At 61.3% G+C, this 22,458-nt stretch carries 26 protein-coding genes; 8 read left to right on the top strand and 18 right to left on the bottom strand.

Annotation, left to right across the window (positions count from 1 at the left end; all coding sequences use genetic code 11):
• Positions 1 to 63: 63 nt before the first annotated feature.
• Both HH303_RS12145 and HH303_RS12140 read left to right on the top strand, forming a co-directional pair.
• Entirely contained in the window at positions 64 to 1,245 is a 1,182-nt protein-coding gene (locus HH303_RS12145) for a hypothetical protein (protein WP_169625590.1), read from the top strand.
• 183 nt (positions 1,246 to 1,428) lie between these two features.
• On the top strand, positions 1,429 to 1,578 hold the full coding sequence (locus tag HH303_RS12140; RefSeq protein ID WP_169625589.1) for a hypothetical protein: 150 nt from the start codon (positions 1,429 to 1,431) through the stop codon (positions 1,576 to 1,578).
• Between the two features lie 26 nt (positions 1,579 to 1,604).
• On the opposite strand, the gene pyk is transcribed toward HH303_RS12140, so the two are convergent.
• A complete protein-coding gene (pyk, locus tag HH303_RS12135) occupies positions 1,605 to 3,038 on the bottom strand; it encodes a pyruvate kinase (protein ID WP_169625588.1) in 1,434 nt (477 codons plus the stop codon).
• Between the two features lie 298 nt (positions 3,039 to 3,336).
• Between pyk and HH303_RS12130 the strand changes: the two genes are divergently transcribed.
• Complete coding sequence (locus tag HH303_RS12130) at positions 3,337 to 4,245, top strand: IclR family transcriptional regulator (RefSeq protein WP_169625587.1); 909 nt, start codon at positions 3,337 to 3,339, stop codon at positions 4,243 to 4,245.
• Here the strand turns inward: HH303_RS12130 and HH303_RS12125 are convergent.
• Positions 4,230 to 4,847, bottom strand: coding sequence for a UbiX family flavin prenyltransferase (locus HH303_RS12125; protein ID WP_169625586.1), 618 nt, complete (start codon positions 4,845 to 4,847; stop codon positions 4,230 to 4,232). The genes HH303_RS12130 and HH303_RS12125 overlap by 16 nt on opposite strands.
• Before the next feature lie 476 nt (positions 4,848 to 5,323).
• Here HH303_RS12125 and HH303_RS12120 point away from each other — a divergent pair, with 476 nt between their 5' ends.
• Positions 5,324 to 5,491 (top strand): YdcH family protein, encoded by a 168-nt coding sequence (locus tag HH303_RS12120; RefSeq protein ID WP_169625585.1) that lies wholly within the window; start codon positions 5,324 to 5,326, stop codon positions 5,489 to 5,491.
• Positions 5,492 to 5,914: 423 nt separating this feature from the next.
• Positions 5,915 to 6,271 carry a helix-turn-helix domain-containing protein gene (locus HH303_RS12115; protein ID WP_169625584.1) on the top strand — a complete coding sequence of 119 codons (357 nt, stop codon included), beginning with the start codon at positions 5,915 to 5,917 and terminating at the stop codon, positions 6,269 to 6,271.
• Between the two features lie 114 nt (positions 6,272 to 6,385).
• Here HH303_RS12115 and HH303_RS12110 read toward each other — a convergent pair whose 3' ends face one another.
• Entirely contained in the window at positions 6,386 to 7,324 is a 939-nt protein-coding gene (locus tag HH303_RS12110; RefSeq protein WP_169625583.1) for an aminotransferase class IV, read from the bottom strand.
• A 24-nt stretch (positions 7,325 to 7,348) separates the two neighbouring features.
• Positions 7,349 to 8,992 (bottom strand): acyl-CoA synthetase, encoded by a 1,644-nt coding sequence (locus HH303_RS12105; RefSeq protein ID WP_169625582.1) that lies wholly within the window; start codon positions 8,990 to 8,992, stop codon positions 7,349 to 7,351.
• A gap of 139 nt (positions 8,993 to 9,131) precedes the next feature.
• On the opposite strand from HH303_RS12105, the gene HH303_RS12100 reads away from it, so the two are divergent.
• Together HH303_RS12100 and HH303_RS12095 are read left to right on the top strand one after the other, a co-directional pair.
• Positions 9,132 to 10,418, top strand: a complete 1,287-nt coding sequence (locus HH303_RS12100) for a GGDEF domain-containing protein (RefSeq protein ID WP_169625581.1) — start codon at positions 9,132 to 9,134, stop codon at positions 10,416 to 10,418.
• A gap of 5 nt (positions 10,419 to 10,423) precedes the next feature.
• Positions 10,424 to 11,224, top strand: coding sequence for a class I SAM-dependent methyltransferase (locus tag HH303_RS12095; protein ID WP_169625580.1), 801 nt, complete (start codon positions 10,424 to 10,426; stop codon positions 11,222 to 11,224).
• 12 nt (positions 11,225 to 11,236) lie between these two features.
• On the opposite strand, the gene HH303_RS12090 is transcribed toward HH303_RS12095, so the two are convergent.
• The gene (locus HH303_RS12090) at positions 11,237 to 11,701 is read right to left on the bottom strand and encodes a hypothetical protein (protein ID WP_169625579.1); all 465 of its coding nucleotides are present in this window, start codon (positions 11,699 to 11,701) and stop codon (positions 11,237 to 11,239) included.
• A gap of 153 nt (positions 11,702 to 11,854) precedes the next feature.
• Here HH303_RS12090 and HH303_RS12085 point away from each other — a divergent pair, with 153 nt between their 5' ends.
• Positions 11,855 to 12,265 carry a hypothetical protein gene (locus HH303_RS12085; protein ID WP_169625578.1) on the top strand — a complete coding sequence of 137 codons (411 nt, stop codon included), beginning with the start codon at positions 11,855 to 11,857 and terminating at the stop codon, positions 12,263 to 12,265.
• A 27-nt stretch (positions 12,266 to 12,292) separates the two neighbouring features.
• On the opposite strand, the gene HH303_RS12080 is transcribed toward HH303_RS12085, so the two are convergent.
• From HH303_RS12080 to HH303_RS12020, 13 genes are all read right to left on the bottom strand, one after another.
• Complete coding sequence (locus tag HH303_RS12080; RefSeq protein WP_169625577.1) at positions 12,293 to 12,643, bottom strand: peptidoglycan-binding protein; 351 nt, start codon at positions 12,641 to 12,643, stop codon at positions 12,293 to 12,295.
• A gap of 17 nt (positions 12,644 to 12,660) precedes the next feature.
• Positions 12,661 to 13,203, bottom strand: a complete 543-nt coding sequence (locus HH303_RS12075; protein ID WP_169625576.1) for a 3TM-type holin — start codon at positions 13,201 to 13,203, stop codon at positions 12,661 to 12,663.
• A gap of 23 nt (positions 13,204 to 13,226) precedes the next feature.
• Complete coding sequence (locus HH303_RS12070; protein WP_169625575.1) at positions 13,227 to 13,694, bottom strand: cell wall hydrolase; 468 nt, start codon at positions 13,692 to 13,694, stop codon at positions 13,227 to 13,229.
• Positions 13,691 to 14,002 (bottom strand): hypothetical protein, encoded by a 312-nt coding sequence (locus HH303_RS12065; RefSeq protein WP_169625574.1) that lies wholly within the window; start codon positions 14,000 to 14,002, stop codon positions 13,691 to 13,693. Before HH303_RS12065 ends, HH303_RS12070 begins: the two co-directional genes overlap by 4 nt.
• Before the next feature lie 15 nt (positions 14,003 to 14,017).
• Positions 14,018 to 15,520 carry a phage terminase large subunit gene (terL, locus tag HH303_RS12060; protein ID WP_169625573.1) on the bottom strand — a complete coding sequence of 501 codons (1,503 nt, stop codon included), beginning with the start codon at positions 15,518 to 15,520 and terminating at the stop codon, positions 14,018 to 14,020.
• A gap of 4 nt (positions 15,521 to 15,524) precedes the next feature.
• Positions 15,525 to 15,854, bottom strand: a complete 330-nt coding sequence (locus HH303_RS12055; RefSeq protein WP_169625572.1) for a hypothetical protein — start codon at positions 15,852 to 15,854, stop codon at positions 15,525 to 15,527.
• Positions 15,855 to 15,930: 76 nt separating this feature from the next.
• Positions 15,931 to 16,308, bottom strand: a complete 378-nt coding sequence (locus tag HH303_RS12050; protein ID WP_169625571.1) for a DUF4376 domain-containing protein — start codon at positions 16,306 to 16,308, stop codon at positions 15,931 to 15,933.
• A 36-nt stretch (positions 16,309 to 16,344) separates the two neighbouring features.
• Positions 16,345 to 18,249: a hypothetical protein gene (locus tag HH303_RS12045; protein WP_169625570.1), complete on the bottom strand. Its 1,905-nt coding sequence runs from the start codon at positions 18,247 to 18,249 to the stop codon at positions 16,345 to 16,347.
• Between the two features lie 10 nt (positions 18,250 to 18,259).
• The gene (locus HH303_RS12040) at positions 18,260 to 18,727 is read right to left on the bottom strand and encodes a hypothetical protein (RefSeq protein WP_169625569.1); all 468 of its coding nucleotides are present in this window, start codon (positions 18,725 to 18,727) and stop codon (positions 18,260 to 18,262) included.
• A gap of 17 nt (positions 18,728 to 18,744) precedes the next feature.
• Positions 18,745 to 20,646 (bottom strand): hypothetical protein, encoded by a 1,902-nt coding sequence (locus HH303_RS12035; protein ID WP_169625568.1) that lies wholly within the window; start codon positions 20,644 to 20,646, stop codon positions 18,745 to 18,747.
• The gene (locus tag HH303_RS12030) at positions 20,646 to 21,215 is read right to left on the bottom strand and encodes a hypothetical protein (protein ID WP_169625567.1); all 570 of its coding nucleotides are present in this window, start codon (positions 21,213 to 21,215) and stop codon (positions 20,646 to 20,648) included. The genes HH303_RS12035 and HH303_RS12030 overlap by 1 nt, the downstream gene beginning before the upstream one ends.
• Positions 21,216 to 21,299: 84 nt before the next feature.
• Complete coding sequence (locus HH303_RS12025; RefSeq protein WP_169625566.1) at positions 21,300 to 21,569, bottom strand: hypothetical protein; 270 nt, start codon at positions 21,567 to 21,569, stop codon at positions 21,300 to 21,302.
• Between the two features lie 12 nt (positions 21,570 to 21,581).
• Positions 21,582 to 22,406, bottom strand: a complete 825-nt coding sequence (locus HH303_RS12020) for a phage capsid protein (RefSeq protein ID WP_169625565.1) — start codon at positions 22,404 to 22,406, stop codon at positions 21,582 to 21,584.
• Between the last annotated feature and the right edge of the window lie 52 nt (positions 22,407 to 22,458).

Raw genomic sequence — 22,458 nt, 5'->3', positions numbered from 1 at the left:
TCCCGCCGCGCAAGGCGGTGGATCAGGCGATGAAGTCCGGGGCAAGATAGGGCGATACAGGGCATGGCGACCAAGGGCGTAACGACCTCATTTCTGAATACTCCTTCGATGATCGGGGGCTCCTTCAAGAAGATCGGCTTGATCGGCACGACCTGCCTGTTCCTTGTCGGATGCGACTCCATGTGGCCGTCCCTGGACGCGTCGGACCCGGCCGGTGGATCCGCACCGACCGCGGCGTCCACGTCGGCAGCGGTGCAATCGACCGCGACGGCAACCCCGGAAGCGACGAGCACCGCGCCGATGCCGACCAGCTCGACCACGCTCTATTCCAGCACGACCGCCGTCGGCGAACGCGTCGCGCAGATGGAAAGCGATCTGTCGCAATTGAGCGGCCAGGTCACGGACCTGAAGCGCCGTCTGGACGAAATTCGCGGCAGCGGCGCGGCCAGCGCCACCGCCTATCACAGCTATAAGGCGGAAATCACCTCGCGCCTGCAGCTGGGCACCACGCCGGGCAACCCGGTCCTGGTGGAACAATGGAACAGTGCGCAGGGTGCGCTCGCCAATGTCGAGCAGGCGATCCCCGCGCTGACCTCCCTGCATAACGATTGCGCCGATCAGGCGGCCTTCGGCAAGTTCCTGTTGAGCACGGTTCAGGCGACCTATGGCCTGAGCGGCGCGGTCGACGAGGATCACCGCCGACTGCGCGTGCTGGAAGACGCCGTGCACCAGTCGCTGGTCGACCTCGACCGGATGCTGACCAACGTCACGCAGGAGATCAACCGTCACAATCTGTACGTTTCCAACGAACGTCAGAACATGACGACCCTGGCGCTGGGCATCAAGAACGGCGAACTGTACGGCACCAACATCGCCAGCCGCTCCTTCGCGCTGGTCGAAGCCGCCGCCGCCAGCGCCGCCGCCTCCGGCCCAATGCCGAGCGCGGGATCGGAACCGCTGGTCATCATCCGGTTCGACCGTGAAAACGTCCAGTATCAACAGGCGCTCTACAACGCCGTCAGTCAGGCGCTGACCGCGAAACCGAACGCCGTGTTCGATCTTGTCGCCGTCAGCCCGGATCGCGGAAACGCCGCGCAGGTCGCCCTGAACGGGGCCGCCGCCCGCCGCAATGCCGAAGACGTGCTGCGCACGTTGACCGACATGGGCGTGCAGCCGGGCCGCATCAACCTGATGGCCGACAGCCGCGCCGTTGCGAATAACGAGGTTCACCTCTTCGTTCGCTAAACCGGCGTCACTCCGACAACCGGCATTTTAGCATGCGACGGCGGTAACGCTTTCGCGAGCGGTCTTGCCGTGGCCGCCCCATACCCCCACCTAAACGCCAGTCAGTTGGGCGGCATTCCGCGACACCCGGTCGGCGGACCGCCCCCGACGCATCCGATGGACCGATCCGAAGGGAATGACGGCATGTTGATGCGCGCTTTTTTCAGCTTGCTGGTGCTGCTGGGATTCTTGAGCACGTTGGCCATCACTGCCGAAGCCGGATCACTCGAAATCGGCTCAATCGACTTCGGGGCCCAGCCTCCAACCGTAGAAGCAGAGATCGTCGGCAATTAACTTGGTGACGAACGGGCGAAAACCGGTCACCCGGTTTCCGTGGCCCCGCCGATCCGCGCGATTCGCAACAGGTTGGTTTTGCCCGGTGTCGAGAACGGGACCCCGGCGGTGATCACGATGCGATCCCCGTCCTTGCCGAATCCGTCGATCTTCGCCTGATGCGTCGCGGTGCTGGACATATCATCCAGGTCCTTGGCATCCGGTACGCGGGCGGGATGCACGCCCCACACGACCGCCAGACGCCGCGCCGTATCATCGCGCGGGGTCAGGCCCAGTATCGGCGCGACGGGTCGTTCGCGGGCGATGCGTAACGTCGTGGAGCCCGACGTCGTATAGGTCGCGATCGCATTGACGTTCAATGTGGACGCCACCTGCGCCGCGGCCATGGCGACCGCGTCGGCGGTGGTGGGTTCCGGACGTTGCTTCTGCGCCTCGATCCCTTCGCGATAGACGGGGTCGCGTTCCACGCGTTCGATGATCCGGTTCATCATGTCGACCGCTTCCACCGGATAGTCGCCGACGGCTGTTTCCGCCGACAACATCACAGCGTCCGCGCCGGAATAGACCGCCGTGGCGACGTCGGAGGCCTCCGCCCTGGTCGGCACAGGCCGTTCGACCATGGAATCCAGCATCTGCGTCGCAACCACCACGGGCTTGCCCGCCGTTCGGCAGCAATGAATGATGCGGCGTTGCAGAACCGGCACGTCTTCCGGCGGCATTTCCACGCCCAAATCCCCGCGCGCCACCATGACGGCATCGGCTTCCTGGACAATTTCTTCCAGCGCGGCGATGGCCGACGGCTTTTCGAGTTTCGCCATGATCCCGGCCTTGCCCTGGATCAGGGCGCGGGCCTCCACAATATCTTCCGGCCGCTGCACGAAGCTGAGCGCGACCCAGTCGACGCCAAGGGTCAAACCGTATTCCAGATCCGCGCGGTCCTTTTCGGTCAGGGGCGACAGCGGCAGCAGCACGCCCGGCACGTTCACACCCTTGCGTTCCGACAGGGGTCCGCCGACCGCAACCACGCAATTCGCGTGATCGGAACCGCAGCCTTCCACCGTCAGCTTGATGCGCCCGTCGTCCAGCAACAGGTCCGATCCCGCATCCAGCGCCTGAAAGATTTCCGGATGCGGCAGGGTCACGCGATGCTGATCGCCCGGCGCCTTGTCGAGATCGAGGCGGAACTTGTCCCCCTCGGCCAGTTCGATCGGACCGTCCTTGAAGACCCCGATACGCAGCTTCGGCCCTTGCAGGTCGAGCATCACGGCGATCGGGCGGGCGGAGCGGCGTTCCAAGTCGCGGATCGCATCCAGGCGCGCCTTGTGTTCTTCATGGGCGCCGTGGCTGAAATTCAGCCGGAAGACATCGACCCCGGCATCGAACAGCGATTCGATCGCCTCCGCCGTCGCGGTTCCCGGTCCCAAAGTGGCTACGATTTTCGTGCGATGCTGTCGACGCATGGTCGCGCTCCCCTAAATTCCATTCGAGTTCTTTTTATTGGCAGCAAACTGTTGCCGTTTTCTGTCGTCCACATCCGTTCGGTTCAAACAGAAAGCACGCCGATCCGGCACCGAACACCCGATGAGTGTGAGGTACGTACCTATAAAATGACGCTTCCCTGTGCAGTGCAACACAATATACGTGCCAAATCTCGCCTTGTTGGAATTGACCGGTCGGACAATTCCATTCTATGGAAAAATGCACTGAACGAAACCTTGCGATTGGATTTTTATGTCGGACCAAACGGATAAACCAGATATGGCAGCCAAACCGAGGCGGCGGGGCCGTCCGGCCGGGACGGGTCTTGGCGCAAAGCTGGGCGCAGACAAACAGGGAAACGGAAAATTCGATCCTTCTGAAACGGCAGGGGCAGGCGCGGGCAACAGTGAAGGCGGCGTCCGGTCGCTGAACCGCGCCCTGTCGCTGTTGGAAGCGGTCGCCGCCCATGCCGAAGGCACAACGCTGGGCGATTTGGCGCAAGCCGCCGATTTGGCGCCGTCGACCGCCCATCGGCTGTTGAAAAGCCTGGAAAGCCGCCGCTATGTGACGCAGGATCCCGAACGCGGCCTGTGGTTCGCCGGGGTTCAGGCCTTCATTGTCGGGGCGGGTTTCCTGCGCAACCGGGATGTGGTCGGGATCGCGCGCCCGTTCATGTATCGCGCGATGGAGGAAAGCGGGGAATCCGTAAACCTCGCCATCCTGGACGGGGAGGAGACGATCTATCTGTCCCAGGTCGAAAGCCGTCAGATGATGCGCGCCCTCGCCCCGCCGGGCGGCCGGGCGCCGCTGCACGCATCCGGCGTCGGAAAGGCCTTGTTGGCCGGATTGTCGCCGGATGCGGCGGGCGACCGGGCGAAACTGCTGGGCTTCCGGCAATATACCGACCGCACGATCCGAAACGGCGTAACGCTGTTGGACGATGTGGCGCGGGCACGGACACGCGGTTACGCCATCGATGACGAGGAACACGCGGTCGGTCTGCGCTGTGTCGCCGCGCCGATCTTCAACGAATATGGGGAACCGGTGGCGGCAATATCCATTTCGGGACCGCGCGCCCGCATTCCCGACGAACGCCTGCCGGAAATCGGCACGCTTATTCGCCGCCAAGCCGCCGGGGTAACGACGGCGATCGGCGGCAAGCCGCCGCGCGATTATCCCGCCGCCTGATCGCCCGCCGCCTGATCGCCCGCCGCCCGACCGTCCGGCGCCGTCTTCCAGCGCCGGACGAGGTCGCTGTCGATGCCGAAAAGGTCCAGCACCCGCCCGACGGAATGGTCGACCATATCGTCCAGACTGTCCGGCCGGGCATAGAAAGCGGGGACCGGCGGCGCGACGATTCCGCCCATTTCCGTCACGGTCAGCATGTTGCGCAGATGCACCGCCGTCAGCGGCGTTTCCCGCGCCATGAGGACGAGGCGCCGCCGTTCCTTCAACACCACATCCGCGGCGCGGCTCAACAAATTGCCGGTCACGCCGGTGGCGATTTCGGCCACGGTCTTCATCGAACAGGGCGCGATCACCATCCCGTCACTGGGGAAGGAGCCGCTGGAACACGGTGCGCCGACATCGCCGATGGCATAGGACGCCGCGGCAAGAGCGCGCAGGTCGCGCGGCTTCAAATCCGTTTCGTAGGCCAAGGTCATTTCGGCGGCTTTCGACAGGATAAGGTGGGTTTCCACACCGGCGTCGCGCAAGGCTTCCAGCATGCGGATTCCATAAACCGCGCCCGAAGCGCCGCTGATGCCGACGATCAATCTCCGCGCGCTCATCCGATTCACCCTTCACATCCGTTGCCACTGTAGTATCGTGGAACATACCTCTTCCGCGTGGATAGTCCAATCGCGGCTATTCAACGGTCGGGACGGTTCGACGCGCGTCGGCGCGGGCGCTTCCTGGCGGGATCGCACCAAGCCTTCGACGTGTCGGGAGAACCGGACCGATCCGGCGCGAAAGCAGGGTCGGCTCCGCCGATTGGGAGCATACGGACCGCATCCGACGACGTTCGGGTTGGTCCGGGCCGTTCTGGCCGGCAACCCGATTGAGCATACGGAAAGGAGGACGCTCTTCAGATCGAAACGGCATCATCGGACGCTGTATCGACGGTGTTCAGCCGTGCGATTTCAGGTTTGGCCGTTCGCTCCCTTGAGGATCGCCCCGGCTGGGATCACGCCATTGGGGTCGGGCCGAAACGGTGCCGGAATGCCGGGCCGTTAATGGATGAATCAAACCATGGGAGAATGTTCTGATGAGCACCGTTGAACGTATCGAAAGTTTGAAATTCAAACATGCCCAAATCGATCAGCGTCTGCATTCCGAGGCCACGCGCCCGATGCCGGACGAGGCGGTGTTACACGCTCTCAAGAAGCAAAAACTCCAAATCAAAGATGAGCTACACACACTTCAGGAACGCTGACGCGGGACCTGAACCCTTTCTGCTCGCCTCCCCATTCCCGCTCCGCAACCGGAACCTGTGGGGTGGGGAGGCGGCACAGAACCTGTCAAATAGTGGACGCACGTAATATACCCGGCACAGCCAGTGGTATAATATACGATCATGCATACACTACTCGAAATAATTGTTTTACTTTCAAAACTGAAACAATGGATAGTTTTTTCGGCTTTTTTAGGTAGTATTTTTTGATTCATCATGTGGCATTGATTGAACATTAGCGAAAATGCCGAATAATTTACTTATTTGAATTGCAATCACTTGGAATCGCTGTCTGAATTCTGCGGCACGCGCCGTATGCTTTAGGTTTGAAGCACTCGATCTCACGTGCAGCCGTGGCGCCTAGTCCCCGGCCCTCAAAATCATAAAACGGTGGGTACAGATACAATGCCGCATCCAGTCGATGTAACAGTAGGCAATCGCGTCCGAGAACTCCGCATCCGACGGGGCCTTTCCCAACAAGCGTTGGGAGAGAAGGTCGGCGTAAGTTTCCAACAGATTCAGAAATACGAACGCGGCACCAACCGCATGGGGTCCTCGCGTCTGGTTCAGATCGCCGACGTCCTCGACGTGCCGGTCGCGTCTTTCTTCGACGGATTGGGCAAGGCCGCGGGCAAGGAAATCGAAACGGGCGGCCCGCTGAACGTGAAGGCATCCAAGGTGGCGCGCGACTGGCAGCGGATCGGCGACGAACGCCTGCAAAGCAAGGTCGCGGAGATGATGCGCGCCCTCGCCCGGGATTGATCCCAGACGGATTTTAAACGGATTTCTTCCGGGACGGCGCCCACCGCCGGTCTCGGAAGAATGACCCTGTCGGCATTTCCGGATGCGCTTAGAATCCCGTGCCTCCGGCAGCTTTCAGAATCCCGTGCCTCCGGCACCGGCGCGCAGATGCGCCAGATATTGCCCGGCGATATCCAGCCCGGCCAGGTCGGAATACAGACCCAGCAAGCGTTTTGCCACGGGCCCGGCCATACCCAGATAATTGCGGCCGTTCAGGCTGCGCAGCGGACATAGGCATAGGCTGGTCGACGTGAAGAACGCTTCCTGCGCATTGGCCGCGAATTGGTAGGAGATATCCATCTCCACTGCCGGGATATTGTGGTCCCGACACAGGTCCAACACCACGGCGCGGCTAATGCCCGGCAAGACATAATCCGTGCGCGGCGTATAGACGGTGCCGTCCTTCACGAAGAACGCGTTGCAGCCGATGCCTTCCGCGATATAGCCGCGGATGTCCAGTTGCAGCGCCCAGGCTCCCGGCCGGATCGCCGTGACTTCCATCTGCGCCAATTTGGAATTCAGATAGTTGTTGGTCTTCGCATTCGGGCTCAAAGCTTCCGGCGGGATGCGTTTCAAGGGCGCGATGACCGCGTCGATCCCGTCCCGGAACATGGTTGCGCGTGCGCGCAGCGGCAGGGGCGTGCATTCGATCACTACGGTCGGGCCGTCCTGGATCGGCGGTTCCCCGTCGATGGCATTCGCCCCGCGCGATACGCGTTGCGACACCCAATAATCCTCGTCCGGGCCGAGCAGATGCCGGTTCCGCGCGACCAGCTCTTCCGTCGCGTCGAACACTTCCTGCCGATCCATGCCGATATCCAAGCGGATATAGTCCAGGCTTTCGAACAGCCGATCGACATGTTCCTTCAACTTGAAAATCTTGCCGTTGAAGGTCCGGGCCGTGTCGAAAACGGAATCGCCGTAGACGAAGCCCGCATCGCGGAAGGAAAGGAGCGCCCGGCTCTCCGGGACGAAGCTGCCGTTCAGATAGGTCAGCCGTTCTTGGGTGGTCATATGGGGTGTCTCCTGATTGACCGATTACGTCGCCGCGACGGCCTGTTCGCGCAGGACGAATTTCTGGACCTTCCCCGTCGACGTCTTGGGCAGCGGCCCGAAGACGACGTGACGCGGGCATTTGAAATGGGCCAGGTGATCGCGGGTGAAGGCGATGATCTCCTCCGCCGTCGCCTCCGCCCCATCGCGCAGGGTGACGAAGGCACAGGGCGTTTCGCCCCATTTTTCGTTCGGCTTCGCGACCACGGCGGCTTCCAGGATCTTGGGATGGCGATACAGGACGTCCTCCACCTCGATGGTGGAGATATTCTCCCCGCCGGAAATGATGATGTCCTTCGACCGGTCCTTCAGTTCGATATAGCCGTCGGGATGCCAGACCCCCAAATCGCCGGAATGGAACCAGCCACCCTCGAAGGCTTCCTTGGTCGCCTTCTCGTTTTTCAGATAGCCGCGCATCACCACATTGCCGCGGAACATGACCTCGCCCAGCGTCTTGCCGTCCTGCGGCACCGGTTCCAGCGTCGTCGGGTCGGCGACGATCAGGCTTTCCAACACGTGATAGTTCACACCCTGACGCGCTTTCTTGCGGGCGCGGGCCTCCGGCTCCAATGCATCCCATTCGGTGTGCCAATCGCAGACGACGGCGGGCCCGTAGACTTCCGTCAGGCCATAGACATGGGTGATGCGGAAGCCTTCCTCCTCCATCCGTTGCAGGACGGCGGCAGGGGGCGGTGCGGCCGCGGTCATCGCCTCCACCTGACGCGGCAAGTCGCGGCGGTCTTCCGGTTTCGCGTTGATGACCATGCCCAAGACGATGGGTGCGCCGCAGAAATGGGTGACGCCCTTATCCGCGATGGCGTCGAAAATCCCCTTCGCCGTGACCTGACGCAGGCAAACGCTGGTGCCCGCGATGGCGGCCAGGGTCCAGGGGAAGCACCAACCGTTGCAGTGGAACATCGGCAGGGTCCACAGATAACGCGCGCCCTTGCCGATGCCCCAGGTGACGATATTCCCCATGGCCAGCAAATAGGCTCCCCGGCTGTGATAAACGACGCCTTTCGGATTGCCGGTCGTGCCGCTGGTATAATTCAGGGACACTGCCTGCCATTCGTCGGCGGGCGGGCCATACGCAAAATCCGCATCGCCGGTATCCAGGAAGGCCTCGTAGTCCATTTCCCCCAGCAATTGTCCAGGCGCGGCGGCCAGCGGGTCGTCGATATCGATGACGACCAAATCCCGACCCGTCTGGCTTTTCAGGATCGCCAGTGCCTCGGAAATCGTGGCGGAAAACTCCCGGTCGGTGATCAGCACCTTTGCATCGCCATGGCCCAGCATGAAGGCGATCGCCGCCGCATCCAGGCGCGTATTCAACGCGTTCAGCACCGCGCCCAGCATCAGGACACCGAAATGCGCCTCATACAGCGCGGGGATGTTCGGCGCCATGACGGACACCGTGTCCCCCTTACCGATTCCGCGTTTGGCCAGCGCGGATGCCAGCCGGCGGCAACGCGCCTCGGTTTCGGACCAGGAATAGACGGTGTCGCCATGCACCACGGCATCGCCGTCCGGGAATACCGCCGCCGCGCGCTTCAGGAAGCTCAAGGGTGACAGCGCCGTATAATTGGCGGCATTGGCGTCCAATCCGGTTTCGAACGGATGTGCGGTCATGGCGGCGTCTCCCGAACTTTTGATCGTTGTCCGGAACTCTGCCGCAGGGATCGGAAAAGGGAAAGAGACTGGATTGTGCTTCCCGAAATTAGGTTATAGTCGCTACAGGAAAGCGGAACGGATAGCCGGGCGAAGACCCATGGACGCCGACTACAGCCACTTGGTCCACATCGAAAGCCACGACGAATTGCGGCTTTACGAATTGATTCCCGATGTCGTCTGGATTTTCGATCTGGATAAGCACGGCTGGTGGTGGGGCAATAAACCCGCCTTGGATTTCTGGGGCCTGGACACGCTGGACCAGTTGATCAACAAGGATCTGTCGGGCGATACCCAGGGCGCGCGAGACCGCACGCAGCAGACCTTCGATCTGGCCGTGAAACAGGGCCTGACGATCGATCCCTGGACGACCTATCCGAACGGCAAACCGAAGACGCTGCATATGAAGCACCGGGCCGTGACCGTGGGACCGGACCGTCACCGCGCGATCATCGCCTATATCAACGAAGACGTGAATCTGGGCGACACGCCGGAAAACCTGCTGCTGGTGGAAGCCGCGCGCTACACCCATGTCCTGGTCACCAGCTTCACCCTGAACGGCACGCCGGTGATCGAAAACCCGGCGGCGACGGAGGCGTATAAACATATCCACGCCCAGGACCTGCCCAAGCCGATCACCGAATTCGCCGCGCGCTTTGAAGACCCGGAGGAAGGGGCCGCCTGCCTGACGCGCGCGAAAGACGAAAAAGGCGGACGCTGGACCTACCGCATGCGGACCGGCGAGGGGCTGCGCGACCATACGCTGGATATCCGCATGACGCGGCATCCGCTGACCGGCGATTTCCTGTTGCTGGTCGCGGAATACGACGTCACGGAACTGCTGGTCGCCCTGAAATCGGAGGAGGAGTTGAAGGAGGAGATGCGTATGCTCGCCTTCTACGACACGCTGACCGGCCTCCCCAGCCTGAACCTGTTTCAGGATATCAGCGGCACCTTGATGAACCTCGCCCGACGCGATGGGGAAAGTCTGGCCGTCATGTTTATCGACCTGGACGGATTCAAATCCGTGAACGACACCTTCGGCCACGATGCGGGCGATGCCGTCTTGAAAGAGGCCGCACAACGCATGGACCGGGTGAAGCGCGATTCCGATCTCGTCGCCCGAATCGGCGGGGACGAATTCGTGATGTTGCAAACCGGCATCAAGACGGAAGCGGATATCGAACCGCTGGCCAAGAAACTGTTACGGGAAATCGCGAAGCCGATCGATATCGGCGGCGGCGACGTCGCCCATATCGGCGCCAGCATCGGTGTTGCCGTCTATCCCAAGGACGGCACGAACATGGATGCGCTGCTTTCCGCCGCCGACAAGGCCATGTATACGGTCAAGAAATCCGGCAAGAACAACTTCACCCTCGCGGCGTAACGACCATGACAGACAGCAGTATCAAGACCGCCACCCAGGCGAACAAGGCCGCTTGGGAAGCCTCCGCCCCGCTGCATGCGACGGGGGAAGACTGGGAGCGTTTGCTTGCCGCGGCGGGCAAGCCGGGCTTTTCCGTGCTGGACGACAGCCTGACCGACACCCTGCGCGCCATCGGGGTCGAGGGTCGCCGAGCGGTTCAGATCGGCTGCAACAATGCCCGCGAACTGCTGTCGCTGGCATCGCTGGGGGCCGTGCCCGCCCTGGGCATCGATCAGGCCGCCGGGTTCCTGGCCCAGGGACGGCAATTGGCGGAGGCCGCCAAATTGACCCCGACGCTATTGGAAGCCGACATCTACGACCTGCCGGACGGATTGGGAACATACGATCTGGCGCTGATTACCATCGGTGTCCTGAGCTGGATGCCGGATCTGGATCGGTTCTTCCGCATCGTCGCGGGGCTGATGGCGCCGGGCGCAGTCCTGGTAGTCTATGAAACCCATCCGTTCATGGAGGTTTTCGATCCGGCATCCGACACACCGTTCGAACCGGCCTTCAGCTATTTCGACCGCGGCCCGCATATTTCCTCCGAAACCATCACCTATGACGGGATCGACCACGGCGAAGGCGCACCCAGTCACTGGTTTATCCATACGCTGGGCGACATCGTCAGCGCCTGTATCGGGTCTGGCATGACCCTGGAACGCCTGACCGAACACCCCTATTCGATCCGCGAACCGGAATACGACATCTACGAAGGCCGCGCTGCGCAAATCCCGATGAGCTACACACTCGTCGCCCGACGGTAACGGGCGGGTCGCTTAGTGCGCATCCATCGGCTCTTTAACAGGTGGATTGGGAGATCGATATCGGCAAAAAAGCTCTACAATGGTTGTCAAAATTACGAACGGGCACAGTGCGATTCCGAAGTTAAGCCCGAGAAACCCGGCAAAGTGGGCGAGATCGCCGGAATATTCCCACTGCGGATCGTGCATCATCGCCGCATATCCTAGAAATGCAGCCACGAATGCCGACAGGATCACACCGGTCGAAAAGACTATCTTGGACGCCCTCGCCAAACGCATCGACACGGCCAACGCCAATAAGACCGACGGGATAAATCCAGCCGCAAAAATAACTGTCAGAAAGGGTATCAATGCGACCACATCTCCCGCAAACGCCCAACGCGGATACTGCCCGGAAACCCCATAGCCGATGCAAGCGGTGAGGAGAACCGACAGGATCAAGCCCGCGACAAATATACTTAATGGAAAACGGGCTATCATACCTGCTCGACCTCACCTGCGATTTGACCTTAACATTTAAAAGGAGCCTTCCGCATTTCACGTCGCCCAAACACAAACCATATGAACGTTAATGAGAGATTTGGGTTACTTTAAGACCGCCACCGCTTTTTTCGTTGCCGGGATGGTCGTTCAATGAACAATCGCCCATACGTGCCGCCGGAAATTGGCCCGCATGAACGCCGCGAGTTGGAACTGATGCTCAAAGGCATCAAACCGCTCGCAATGTTCGCGGATGTTGTGTCTCCATCGTTTCATTGGCCGGATGCAAAGTTCGAACCGCATGTCCGATCAGGGAGAATCATCAAACGAGAATATCTAAAGGAAACTCTCGACGGAAAATACACGTTTCGAGAACTCTACTATGCCCTGCCTAACGAGGTTTGGCGTATCGAACGAGCCCATGAACTTTCGAACCTGCACTTCGATCATTGGTCAGAAGCGGTGCCAAAAATATGCGCTGAAATGGGGAAACTCCTTGGATATAGCGATCATGAGATCGCTGTTTTTCTGGAATGGAGCGAGAGAAAGAGAATGGAGCGATGACATACGCCTCATCGCTCCAGACTAATCTCAGCGATATCCCTTTTCCCAACACCAATGACATACTTCCAATGAGTTGATTCCTGCGTGTGGGCCGCCACATATTTTACACCAGAATGTCGGCGTCGATATGTCTTGCGCTAAAAGAGCTCGCTCCGTTTCGCCATCAGGTTTAATCACTCCGTCGGCCTTAAGGCCGGTTTGACGCTGAAAATTGGCAATTGAACGGAACAGTTCGTTGTCGGGATACGGCGTCATTCCGTATCCAGGAACTACATAATGACCAGATGTTTTAAGCCTCGATTTCAATGACCATACATCGTCGGGATCAACGACGTAGGAACTACCAATCGCTTTCTTTAGCCTATAGGGGGTAGCCATAGAGGTTTCCTACCAATTCAGCGCTTCGTGATTTTGTCGATAAGGGCCGATAGCGGGTTGGGGCCATTAATTGGGGCCGCCTGCTTTTCGCTGGAGCGGCGATAGACGTAGATGCCGAGGACGGACAGACCGACGGTCCAGATCGTGCCCAGGGCGGACAGACCGTTCAGGACCGTGCCTGCCTTGTCCGGTTCGACCGCGACGATATAGGCGACGGCCCCCATCTGGGCGGCCCAAGTGATTGCCATGATATAGCCGAAGGTCGGACGCATACGCCGGACATAGGCGTCGTCGCTGGCGACCTCCGCCCGTATGGTCCGGTTGACTTGATCCAACCAGGCTCGGTCGGTTTCGGCGGCCTGGGCGGCCATGGCTTCAAGGTGGCGGTTCGCCTCCGCGAGGTCAGTGCCGGTCAGGCGGCCGGTTTCGATTTCGGCATCCAGCTTCGACAGGGCGGAGCCCGCGGCCTTCGCCACCGCGTTGTCAGACCCGGACAGGGCGCCGCCGACGGCCTTCACCAGAAGCGGCAGGCCGATCTGGGCCAAAAGGGCTGGCAACATGATGTGTCTCCTTTCCGACCCTCTCAGGGGGCGATGCGATAGAATTTGCGGCGGCCGATCACGGCGCTGGGCGTCAAGTCGCGGGACCAGACCGGGCTGTCCCCCAGCCGGTGGTAATAGGTCGCACCATAGGTCGGATCGACCAAGGCGCCGCGCACGGCCCGGGCGGCGATCCGGCGGCAGGTTGCGAAGACCGGATCCGTTTCCCGGATCAGCATCAGATCGCGCCGCGACTGGGGCGATCGCCGCCAGCATTCGAACAGATCGGATGCCAGACAGGCCTCCACCACCGTCGTGCCCCACCAGTCGCCGCCGAAGCGGTCCTGCGCGGCACGCAACCGGTTCATCACGACGGCAGCGACGGCTTCCTTGCCACGCACGCTGTCACCATAGGCCTCCCCCCATAAGGTGCGGGCCAGTGTGTCGATGGATGTTTCCTGATCCGCGATACGCGGGAAGAAGGGACGGATGGGCAGGTCGATATGGGTCATCGCGGGCTCCTTTCCTGTCGGCTACTTGGACTGTCCAATTTCGCTTCGATACGCAGAAGGTGCCCCGTCAGGCGGCCTTCCAAATCCTTCAATTGGCTGGTGGAGGCATAGCTTTTCGCGACCTCCAGCTTGTAGGCGGCAAGCGCCTCTCGTGCCTGGGCGACGGCGGTGTCCAGACGCTGCCGGTGCCGGTCCAGGGCGGTGTCCGTGTCGCGGCGTGACCGCCAAACCAGCCACCACAGGCCGGTCAGGGCCGGTATTTCCACAACCGTGATCCACCAGATCAAATCGATGGGGTGATCGGTCATCCTCTTCCTCCTTCCTCAAACATCGAAATCCGTCGCGGCAACCGTATGCGTACGGCCCCCGTGCCAAGATTGCCGGTTGTAGTGATCCGTGATGCGGGGTAGTCGCACCGGTTCCATCGACAGGCATCCGGCCACCGCATCCAACCCGTCGTCATGCCCCTTGGACAGGCCGCCCGGCCGCCATTCCCGCATCTCCATCGGAAAGGGCGTGCCCCAGACGCTGCGGTGGCAGGCGATCTGCCCCGCGGCGAGCGCGGCGTCGAAGGCTTCCAGAATGCGGATATCCTTCGGCTTCGACGAATGCCGTTCCTGCACCGCACAACCCGTCTTCATCGCCGCCATTTCCCGGCGCAACAGGCTAGGCAGAAACTTACCGATCCCGTTCGTTTCCACGGTGACGCTGGGCAGCAGATTCCGCCGCGCGAAACGGGCGACGGCGCGACATTGCTGGCGTGCCTCGTCCACGTCACCATTCGGATCGCTGATCAGATATTGAACCCGGTGCAGGCGGTAGAGACCGTCCTCGCCGGTGAAGACACAGGCGACGACGGACCCGTCACCCCCCGTGGTACCGCCGCCCGATGCCGCACCATAGGCCGGATCCCACCAGGCAGAGGCGGAGAGCATCCGCACCCCGTCGAGCAGCAGCACCGCCTCGCCATTGCGTTCCTGCAATTCCAACCGCGCGTCATAGAGTTTCATACGGTCGGGATCGAGGCGGCAGCCCGCGATATTGACGGGCCTCAGCATCATCTGGCTTTGGAACTTCGCCTCCCCATGGCGGCGGCGCAGTTGGGCGATATCCTCCAAGCTGTAACGTCCCTCCCAGGCGGATTTCCCCGTCTCTGTAAGGATCGGCACTTCCATGCGGTTGAACCCATCCAGGAAGGGGCGGTCTTCCCCCACCTCCTTCCGGGGCGTATCGGCATAAATCGAATAGTAGCTGTGCGGCGTCCCGACATAGAGCTGCATCCCGCCGGGCACGAGGATGTAATCCGCCTCCCCCAGGCGCGCGCGCAGATCCGCCCGTTTCGGCGCGGTGTCGCAGGTATTGGGGACTTCCACATCGTCACAGACGATCACGTCGGCACGGCTACCGGTCACATTGGCGGCGATCCCGCGCGCCAGCATTGACGGATCCCGCAACTCCGCCGGTCGATTGACGGTGAATCGGTCCGCCGCCCACTGATCCAAGCGGTCGGGCTTCAACCCTTCCGTCAGGGGGTGCCGCTCAATGATGCGTTTGACGTTCCGCACCATGCGGGCCGCCAAATCCTGTTCCGCCGCCAGGACCAGGATGCGTAAGCTGGGATCGCGATACAGCAACCAGGCGCAAAACAGGCCGACCAGGGTCGACTTGCCCGCCGCACGGAAGGCAAGGAGGACCAGCTTCCGGTCCCCCGCCCGCCACCGCATGTCCAGCCATGTCCCGATCTGACGATGCAGGTCCGGCAAATCCATGCCCTGCATCCGCGTCCAGATCCAAACGAATTCCGGGAAAGTGCAGGCAGTGCCCATCGCCTTACTCCTCGCCCGACAACAGGGCGCCACGTGCCGTCCGGATCAGCGCCTCGATCCGATCCTGGGACGGCAAGGTGCCGGGCGATGTGGCTTCCCGCTCAATCGCCGCTTCCGCCAGTTTGATGATCTGTTCGATATGGGCCAGCGCCGCCTTCGCCCCGGTATGGGCGGCGGCGAAGGTCTTGGGATCTGCGCCGTCGGCGCTGGACGCGATCTGTTGATAGGCAGCGATCGCGGCGTCCAACATGGCCGGCAGCTTTCGGGCCAGCTTGTCCCGTAACGGACGGTCGGCGGCGCGTTTCCGGGAACTCGTCGTGGGTTTCTCAGCCATTAAATACTCCTTTTGTTCTTTTTGTAGAGCCTTACCTCACGGCAAGGGCCTCTCAATGCTCCCGAAAGCGCGGCGGTTAGATCGAAATGGACGGCGGAGACGGCCAGTTGGAATCCAGTCTGAAATCCACATCGACATCGCCTTGAAGCGTGTCGGAATGGGCTAGGCACGCCAGCCGGAACCGCCGCACCGCATCGCGCAAGGTCCGTGCCGCGTCCCGGTCGCACAACACGACGGTTCGGCCCGCCGCCGTTCGGAACCGAATGCCGTCAGGCGCAACGTCGCCATCCGCGAAGGCCTCCACCATGTCGCCCAACCGTTGAACAGACATTTCGTCACAACGGAAGTGATCTCCGTTGACCGTGATCCCCGCTGCGATGCGGCGTTCTGCTTCGGCTTTAACACCTGTCGCACGGCTTTCGGGTCGGGCAATTTCGACAATACCTCTCATCATGTTCTCCTTCCTAATCCGGTCCCATTTGCGCCGCGACTACGCCGTCAGCAGCTGATCGGTTTGAACCGCCCATTTGTGAATTCGGATATTCATCGCCGATGGTACCCGCACCCGAAGCCGCAACGTATTGCCGGATGCTGCGGTGTTAAGATCCGCCGTTCCGGCATAAACACCGACGGTTCCGGACGGCACGGCGATGATATCCAGAACCGCCTGAACCCAGGTCGAGCCATCGTCCCGGCTGACCTCCGCGATCAAATCCGTATTAAGGGTAAAGGACGGCGAATCGACTGCCTCCGCCGCCAAAATAACGCGTGCCGTGCCCGGTTCCGCGGCAGCCGCGATCGGTACCGACGTTACCGTCATCGCATCCAACCCGAATTCGGTTGCAGAGGCGCCGGTCCAGTCCGGATTGTGGCCGTCGGCATGCGAGAACCACAAATAGACATCCTCCCCCCCCCAAGACGGATGATCGAAATGCACGATGCCGCCCCGCCAAACTTTCAGCCGCGGCCCGACCCGCTCGAACGTCAGCACTGTCCCGACACCCCAATCCGCGGGGACGGGTGAAATATTCGACCCGTTATACCAGAAACCACCCCACGCGCTGTTATTGGTAACGACCGCAACGGTCGAAACGTTGAATGTCGACCAATAGTAGCTCAAGCCATTGATCCGGACCCCGCCGGACCCGTAGGCCATGATTGTCGCCATACTCGCTTCCTGACCGACAGGAACTAGGGCCAGTTCCGAGCCTCCGGTACCACTGCCGCCCATCGTGAAGGACATCCGGAAGTCGCCGGAAAATGCTTTCGCGTAATAGCAGGCGGCATTCCCGCCATTTCCGTCGATAAACCCCGCCGAAATGCTGGAGAGAGCAGGATAACTGCCATCCTGAACCCAGCTTCCGCCAAATCTGTCGACGGTCGACTGGACGCCGGAATAAAAACCTTCCTCCGAATCGTAATTTGCATTGGCCGAAAAACCGCCATCGGCGACCCCGCTATTGTCCGCGAAAGTATCCAGGTAGGTATTCGCCATCGCATGGGCGGTCAGGCCGTCCATACGCGCGATCTCGAAGGCGTTCAAAATGGTCATGTCGCGGGCGACTTGGTCTACCGGAGCCTCCGGCCCTTCCACCAGCGTGTCCAACAATGTGAAAACGCCGTCCATATCGCGGCCGTTGACCGTTCCGATATTCACCAGATTGTGGCCGCCGAAATCCAGATCCGCCGTCAAGCTGACATCACCGTCCGCCCTTAGATAAGCCGTGTCCGGTAAATAGGCATCCACCCAGCTATCGCCGGAAAATGCCCGCATCGTCCGGCTGTCCGTATTGAAATACAGATCTCCAGCTTGGAGAGGCAATCCGTCCAAGCGCACCACAGGTTCGTTCACGGTATTGCGAGCACCCAGATAGATGAGTGCAAAATTCGCAATATCCGTGTTAATGCGGGCCACCGTGGCTTCGGGCCGCCCCTGGGAGTCAAAGCTTAGAAGCCGTCCGGCCCGCTCCTCGATACTGGGCAACACCAGTTCCACGTCTTCGTCATAGGGGCGGCGGTGTATGGAATCGCCGACCAGCGCCTCCGCCTGCTGCAAAAGCAGAGCCGTTCGGTCCAATTCGTCGTTCAGGACCGCGGCACGCAGATCGGCGCCCGGCGTAAAATCGGTCGTCCGTTGGAACGGCATATCCCGCCACAAGGTGACCCGGGACCCACCCGCCGGTTGGAGTGCGAGAGTAACGCTACCGCCGTTCTCGGCACCGATGCCGGATATGGAGAAATCCGCCGCCCCCAGCACAGTCGTGTCGACGGCCACCCGCAAATCGGCGGCATCCAGGACCGGGAAGGGAAAATCGAATACGGAGACCGCCGCATCGCCGACACCCTGCACATACTGTACGCGCGGGCGTACGTCATTGATCTTGATATCGCTCATCTTCGTTCTCCTATCCTCGAGAGTAACTTATCGGGGTGCCCACCTTGCTCGCCTGACCGCCCGTCTTTTGGGAAAACGAGTCCGACAAGGTCTGCCCAAGGCCGATAATGTCTTGCCCCAAACCGATGATCTGACCCAATCCGGGACCGTCATCGAGTAGATTGGGCACGCCCATGCGACTCGAATAAATCGCACGGCTGTCCGCCAAGGCGTCGTCATAGTCCTTGTTGAGACCGCGCAGCACGGCGGCGGCGGACCCGCCGTTCGCGCTGATGCCCGACGCTCCAAATCGCGCCCGTGCGGTCGCTTCCTGCTGCCGCCGTTCGCGGGCCAGTTTGCGTTCTTCGATCCGCTGCTGAAGCGCGGCTTGTTGCTGCCGATGGGCGATTTGTGCGGCCTGGGCCTTACGCTGCTGCGACGCCTGTTGCATGCCCAGCACGGTATTCGCGACCGCCAGGGCTGCTGATACCTCTCCCATATCTCGATCGTCCTTTCCTATCCGTTGGTTGAAATTTCCGTTAGCACCGACAACACGGTAGAGGGCAGCGGATCCGTCTGCTGGATCCGCCACAGGGGCACCGGTTCGCCGCGCGTCCAGCCCAGGGCCCGGACGCTTTTATCCGCCGTCACCGGCTGGATCGGGGAATCGAGGGCTGCCGGACCGAAACTCTTAAACGGCAAGGGACGTAAGCCCTGCCCGGTATCCACGACCAAAGCCGCCGTTTCGAACAGCCGAAACGTCGCCCGCACCAGCCGCACCGCGCTGCCCTGGGTCAGCCCGCCCGCCCCGGTTTGAAAGACCGGCAACGGTTCCACGACATGGGTGTAGGCAAGCCCGGCCTGAATGGATCGAGCCGGCTGTTCCAGCGTGATGGCCCCGTCAACGACCTCGACCGGATCGCGCAGAACACCGTCGGCCACGACATCGACAAGGCGGCCTTCCAAATGGCCGAAACCGTCCCAAAGGGTGCGGTCATCTTCCGCCGCAGCCGTCACGGCGGCATCCGTCAAAACCGCCGTATCGAACCGTTCCAGACGGTGGGTACCCTCACGGAGGGTCAGGACATAGACGCGTTCCCCGACCACGGCGACGGACTGAAACGCGCCCTGGGTTTCCATCAAGGACCAGGCCGTCACCTTTTCCATTCGAAACACCGTGACGCAGGCCAGCGTTCCATCACCGTTCACGATGTAGAGGATACGTTCCGACTTGTTGAAATCCTGGTCGACCGGTTGACGCATCATCCGATTGGACAGCACAGCCAGATCATTGGACTGGTACGCCTGTTCCACATCCGCGAACAGGAATTCACGCAGTTCATAGCCGCTGCGCGACACAAACAGGGTCGCACCATCCACATCCCGGGGCAGAATGGATCGATCGACGGGGGACCCGATCCGCGTCTGCCGTTTCAACTGAATCGCGGACGGCGTCAGCGGATCGCCGGTTACCATCCATTCCGCGCCGGACGTGAAAATTTGCAGATGCCGCCCGGAGAATACCGCCCGGATGGCGTTCACCTGATCCGACAGGATGGCGAATTCGATCGCTTCATCGTCTTCCGCATCACCCAGATCGAAATTGAACAGATCCGCCGATTTCGATAGCCAGAGCCGGTTCGTCAGGTCGCGGCTGCCACCGATCACCAGTCGGTCTTGGTGAAAGCAGACGGATACGGGATACCCGCGCACGGGTGAAAAACTCTGTTCCTCCCAATCCTTTGTCGCACCGGTACCGGCCAAGGTTTCCGTCACCGTTGCGCTCGCCACCAATGCTGACGAAACCCCCGTGATTTCGACTTCCTTATCGGCCAGCCGGAACCGCGTGCCGACATGGGCGGCATCGAACACGTCGGCGGACGCGGTCAGCGTTACGGTTCCGCTCGTCCCGCTGGGCGTCAGGGTCACCTCATCATCGACGAATTTGAAAAAGGGCTGGAAGACGCGACCGTCCTTTTCATAGAACTTCCAGTCGGTCAGCACCCAATCACCCGGCCCTTTCCGCGTCAGCTTCTTCGGTGCGACATCGGGGTGCACCAGCAGCAACGTGTCGGCGCTTTGCGTCCAGGCGAGCTGGGCCAGTTGCGCACCGGTCCAGGGCGCTTCCAGCGACGCCACCAGCGTTTCGTCGGCATAGACCGCGATCCGCGCGTCCGTGAAGGCCAGCAGATAGACCTGTTCGGTATTGAATTCGAAGGCGACGAGGCGTCCGCCACCCGGCAACTCGGCGACATGACGCAACCCTGCGCGGCGCGTGACGCCACCAGTCGGGATGACGCGTACATTGCGTAGCTTCGCCGCCCCATTGTCATAGGCCGACAGATCGCCCCGGCCGATCAGTTCCGTTGATATTTCGCCCGCGGTGAAGTTGGTCTTGATCGTCTTGATCCGTGCCATCAGCCGCGCACTCCCACCAAGGTATAGTCTTCGAACCGGGACGGAACGTCCTGCTGTGCATCGATCAGACGCGCCTGCCGGAACGCATCGTCGGCCAGTTTGTGCAGGGCTTCCGCCCGGCTGGTGCTTTCCGTGATCGGCAAGCAGAATTCCGCCGCCAGTTTGGCGATCAGTGCCTGGTCGAAGAATGGCGGGAAGGCTGATTCATTCGGCCGGAAGATATAGGTCAGCGTCACCGACACGGCGTTCGTATGCACTCGCCGTTCGACGATGCGATAATCAAGACCGCGCCCATATCCCGACTGCCCGGCGGACAGCGCGCGCAGGAAATCCGACGGCAGTTGATAGGCATAATCGAAATCCGCCGCCGGATTGCCGACAAGGCGCGACAGGGCACGTTGCGCGGTCGCAAAGCTCCACGGATACGCCGAAATCAGCGCGTCGCGGATTGACGGATACAGCGTCGCCGCGACCAGGCTTTCCGCCGTTCCTTCATCGAAACCGGCGATCGGCGTCGCGCCGATCTTGATCAAGGCGCGGCTGGCCAATTGGATACTGTTCAGTGCCATTCTCATGTCTCCCACAAGGCGAGGCAAAAAGGGCCGCCCAACGGATCAGGCGGCCCTTCGCGTACAAAGCGTGTGCGATGCCGATCAGTCGGTATTCACCGTGCCGACCGAGGTCAGATCATCGACGTCGACCACGCCGCCCGCATTGGAAGAGACATGCAGGATACCGGAGGCGAAACCGCCTTCCGTGTCCGTATTCGCGAGGATCATGTCCCCGATCCGCAGCATGTCCGACGCCGCGTTGAAGTAACCGGACGTATCGACGACCGCTGCGGCGTCCGGCGTGGTGTAATGCCAAAGCGTGAAACCGTTGGCATAGGCGATAACGCTGAGGTCCTTTGATGCGAAAGCCATGACGCCCCCCGATCAGGATTCGAGGCAGGGCAGGCGGACGATGCCGCTGTCATCGACCACGCCGGCGCCCTGACTCATCATGTTGTTGATAAAATGCGCCGCCCGGTCCCCGTGCCAGGAGATGTCGGATGTCACATCCTTGCCGATGGCATGACCGATGGCGGTCTTGTGATACCAGTAGCCGTTGCGCACACCGTCTTCCAGGACCAGGCCCGAATGCGGCATCCACAACGTGCCCAGCCAGCGCTTCGCCTGCGTCCCCTTCCAGGGCAGGTCGTCCTGACCGACATAATCCGCATTGGCGAATTCCTCGATGTCGAGAAGCTGGCTCCATTGTTTCCAGCCGATCACGGCATAACGCTGCCCGTCGTCCGGCACATCCATGGCGCCCAGCATTTCGAAGGCTTCCAACACCTTCGCCTTGGTCAGGCCGGTCGTACCGTCCTGAGCGTCCTGGCCCGACGGGGTGGTTTCCATCGCATCGACGATCAACTCATCCGTTTTGCGGCCCAGCGCATAGGCGCCCGCATTGGTGACGACGCCGAATTCGTCATGGCTGGTCTTCAATTCGTCCAGGGCATCGACCCAATCACCGGCGTAATAGTCCTGCAGCGTGATTTCGACCGGTTCGTGGTCCAGGTTCATCACCGGCACCTTGCCGTGACGCGCCTTCGTGGAAGCCGTGCCTTTGCCGATTTTCTGGAACGTCGTCGACGTCCCCTTGATATTGTTCTTTCCGCGCACCGTGTTGCGAAGTTTCGACCCCATGCGCTGATAGGCGAGATGGACGTCGACTTCGAATTGGCGGCTGAATGACCGATCCACTGTGGGGGTCATATCATGCTCCTTCTGTTGGCCGGTCCCCGCCGTCGGGGCGAAGACCGCGCAA

Origin of the sequence: Pacificispira spongiicola (assembly GCF_012926505.1) — a bacterium.
In the GTDB taxonomy this organism is placed as follows: domain Bacteria; phylum Pseudomonadota; class Alphaproteobacteria; order UBA8366; family Aestuariispiraceae; genus Pacificispira; species Pacificispira spongiicola.
This window is presented reverse-complemented; position numbering and strand designations above follow the sequence as displayed.

What these genes read in the sequence shown, in the direction of transcription:
- HH303_RS12030 (WP_169625567.1), bottom strand. Translation starts at nt 21,215, where the DNA reads ATGGCACTGAACAGTATCCAATTGGCCAGCCGCGCCTTGATCAAGATC.
- HH303_RS12055 (WP_169625572.1), bottom strand. Translation starts at nt 15,854, where the DNA reads ATGGCTGAGAAACCCACGACGAGTTCCCGGAAACGCGCCGCCGACCGT.
- HH303_RS12035 (WP_169625568.1), bottom strand. Translation starts at nt 20,646, where the DNA reads ATGGCACGGATCAAGACGATCAAGACCAACTTCACCGCGGGCGAAATA.
- HH303_RS12105 (WP_169625582.1), bottom strand. Translation starts at nt 8,992, where the DNA reads ATGACCGCACATCCGTTCGAAACCGGATTGGACGCCAATGCCGCCAAT.
- HH303_RS12115 (WP_169625584.1), top strand. Translation starts at nt 5,915, where the DNA reads ATGCCGCATCCAGTCGATGTAACAGTAGGCAATCGCGTCCGAGAACTC.
- HH303_RS12045 (WP_169625570.1), bottom strand. Translation starts at nt 18,249, where the DNA reads ATGAGCGATATCAAGATCAATGACGTACGCCCGCGCGTACAGTATGTG.
- pyk (WP_169625588.1), bottom strand. Translation starts at nt 3,038, where the DNA reads ATGCGTCGACAGCATCGCACGAAAATCGTAGCCACTTTGGGACCGGGA.
- HH303_RS12095 (WP_169625580.1), top strand. Translation starts at nt 10,424, where the DNA reads ATGACAGACAGCAGTATCAAGACCGCCACCCAGGCGAACAAGGCCGCT.
- HH303_RS12110 (WP_169625583.1), bottom strand. Translation starts at nt 7,324, where the DNA reads ATGACCACCCAAGAACGGCTGACCTATCTGAACGGCAGCTTCGTCCCG.
- HH303_RS12090 (WP_169625579.1), bottom strand. Translation starts at nt 11,701, where the DNA reads ATGATAGCCCGTTTTCCATTAAGTATATTTGTCGCGGGCTTGATCCTG.
- HH303_RS12065 (WP_169625574.1), bottom strand. Translation starts at nt 14,002, where the DNA reads ATGACCGATCACCCCATCGATTTGATCTGGTGGATCACGGTTGTGGAA.
- HH303_RS12075 (WP_169625576.1), bottom strand. Translation starts at nt 13,203, where the DNA reads ATGTTGCCAGCCCTTTTGGCCCAGATCGGCCTGCCGCTTCTGGTGAAG.
- HH303_RS12040 (WP_169625569.1), bottom strand. Translation starts at nt 18,727, where the DNA reads ATGGGAGAGGTATCAGCAGCCCTGGCGGTCGCGAATACCGTGCTGGGC.
- HH303_RS12125 (WP_169625586.1), bottom strand. Translation starts at nt 4,847, where the DNA reads ATGAGCGCGCGGAGATTGATCGTCGGCATCAGCGGCGCTTCGGGCGCG.
- HH303_RS12080 (WP_169625577.1), bottom strand. Translation starts at nt 12,643, where the DNA reads ATGGCTACCCCCTATAGGCTAAAGAAAGCGATTGGTAGTTCCTACGTC.
- HH303_RS12140 (WP_169625589.1), top strand. Translation starts at nt 1,429, where the DNA reads ATGTTGATGCGCGCTTTTTTCAGCTTGCTGGTGCTGCTGGGATTCTTG.
- HH303_RS12070 (WP_169625575.1), bottom strand. Translation starts at nt 13,694, where the DNA reads ATGACCCATATCGACCTGCCCATCCGTCCCTTCTTCCCGCGTATCGCG.
- HH303_RS12100 (WP_169625581.1), top strand. Translation starts at nt 9,132, where the DNA reads ATGGACGCCGACTACAGCCACTTGGTCCACATCGAAAGCCACGACGAA.
- HH303_RS12025 (WP_169625566.1), bottom strand. Translation starts at nt 21,569, where the DNA reads ATGGCTTTCGCATCAAAGGACCTCAGCGTTATCGCCTATGCCAACGGT.
- HH303_RS12020 (WP_169625565.1), bottom strand. Translation starts at nt 22,406, where the DNA reads ATGACCCCCACAGTGGATCGGTCATTCAGCCGCCAATTCGAAGTCGAC.
- HH303_RS12085 (WP_169625578.1), top strand. Translation starts at nt 11,855, where the DNA reads ATGAACAATCGCCCATACGTGCCGCCGGAAATTGGCCCGCATGAACGC.
- terL (WP_169625573.1), bottom strand. Translation starts at nt 15,520, where the DNA reads ATGGGCACTGCCTGCACTTTCCCGGAATTCGTTTGGATCTGGACGCGG.
- HH303_RS12145 (WP_169625590.1), top strand. Translation starts at nt 64, where the DNA reads ATGGCGACCAAGGGCGTAACGACCTCATTTCTGAATACTCCTTCGATG.
- HH303_RS12130 (WP_169625587.1), top strand. Translation starts at nt 3,337, where the DNA reads ATGGCAGCCAAACCGAGGCGGCGGGGCCGTCCGGCCGGGACGGGTCTT.
- HH303_RS12050 (WP_169625571.1), bottom strand. Translation starts at nt 16,308, where the DNA reads ATGATGAGAGGTATTGTCGAAATTGCCCGACCCGAAAGCCGTGCGACA.
- HH303_RS12120 (WP_169625585.1), top strand. Translation starts at nt 5,324, where the DNA reads ATGAGCACCGTTGAACGTATCGAAAGTTTGAAATTCAAACATGCCCAA.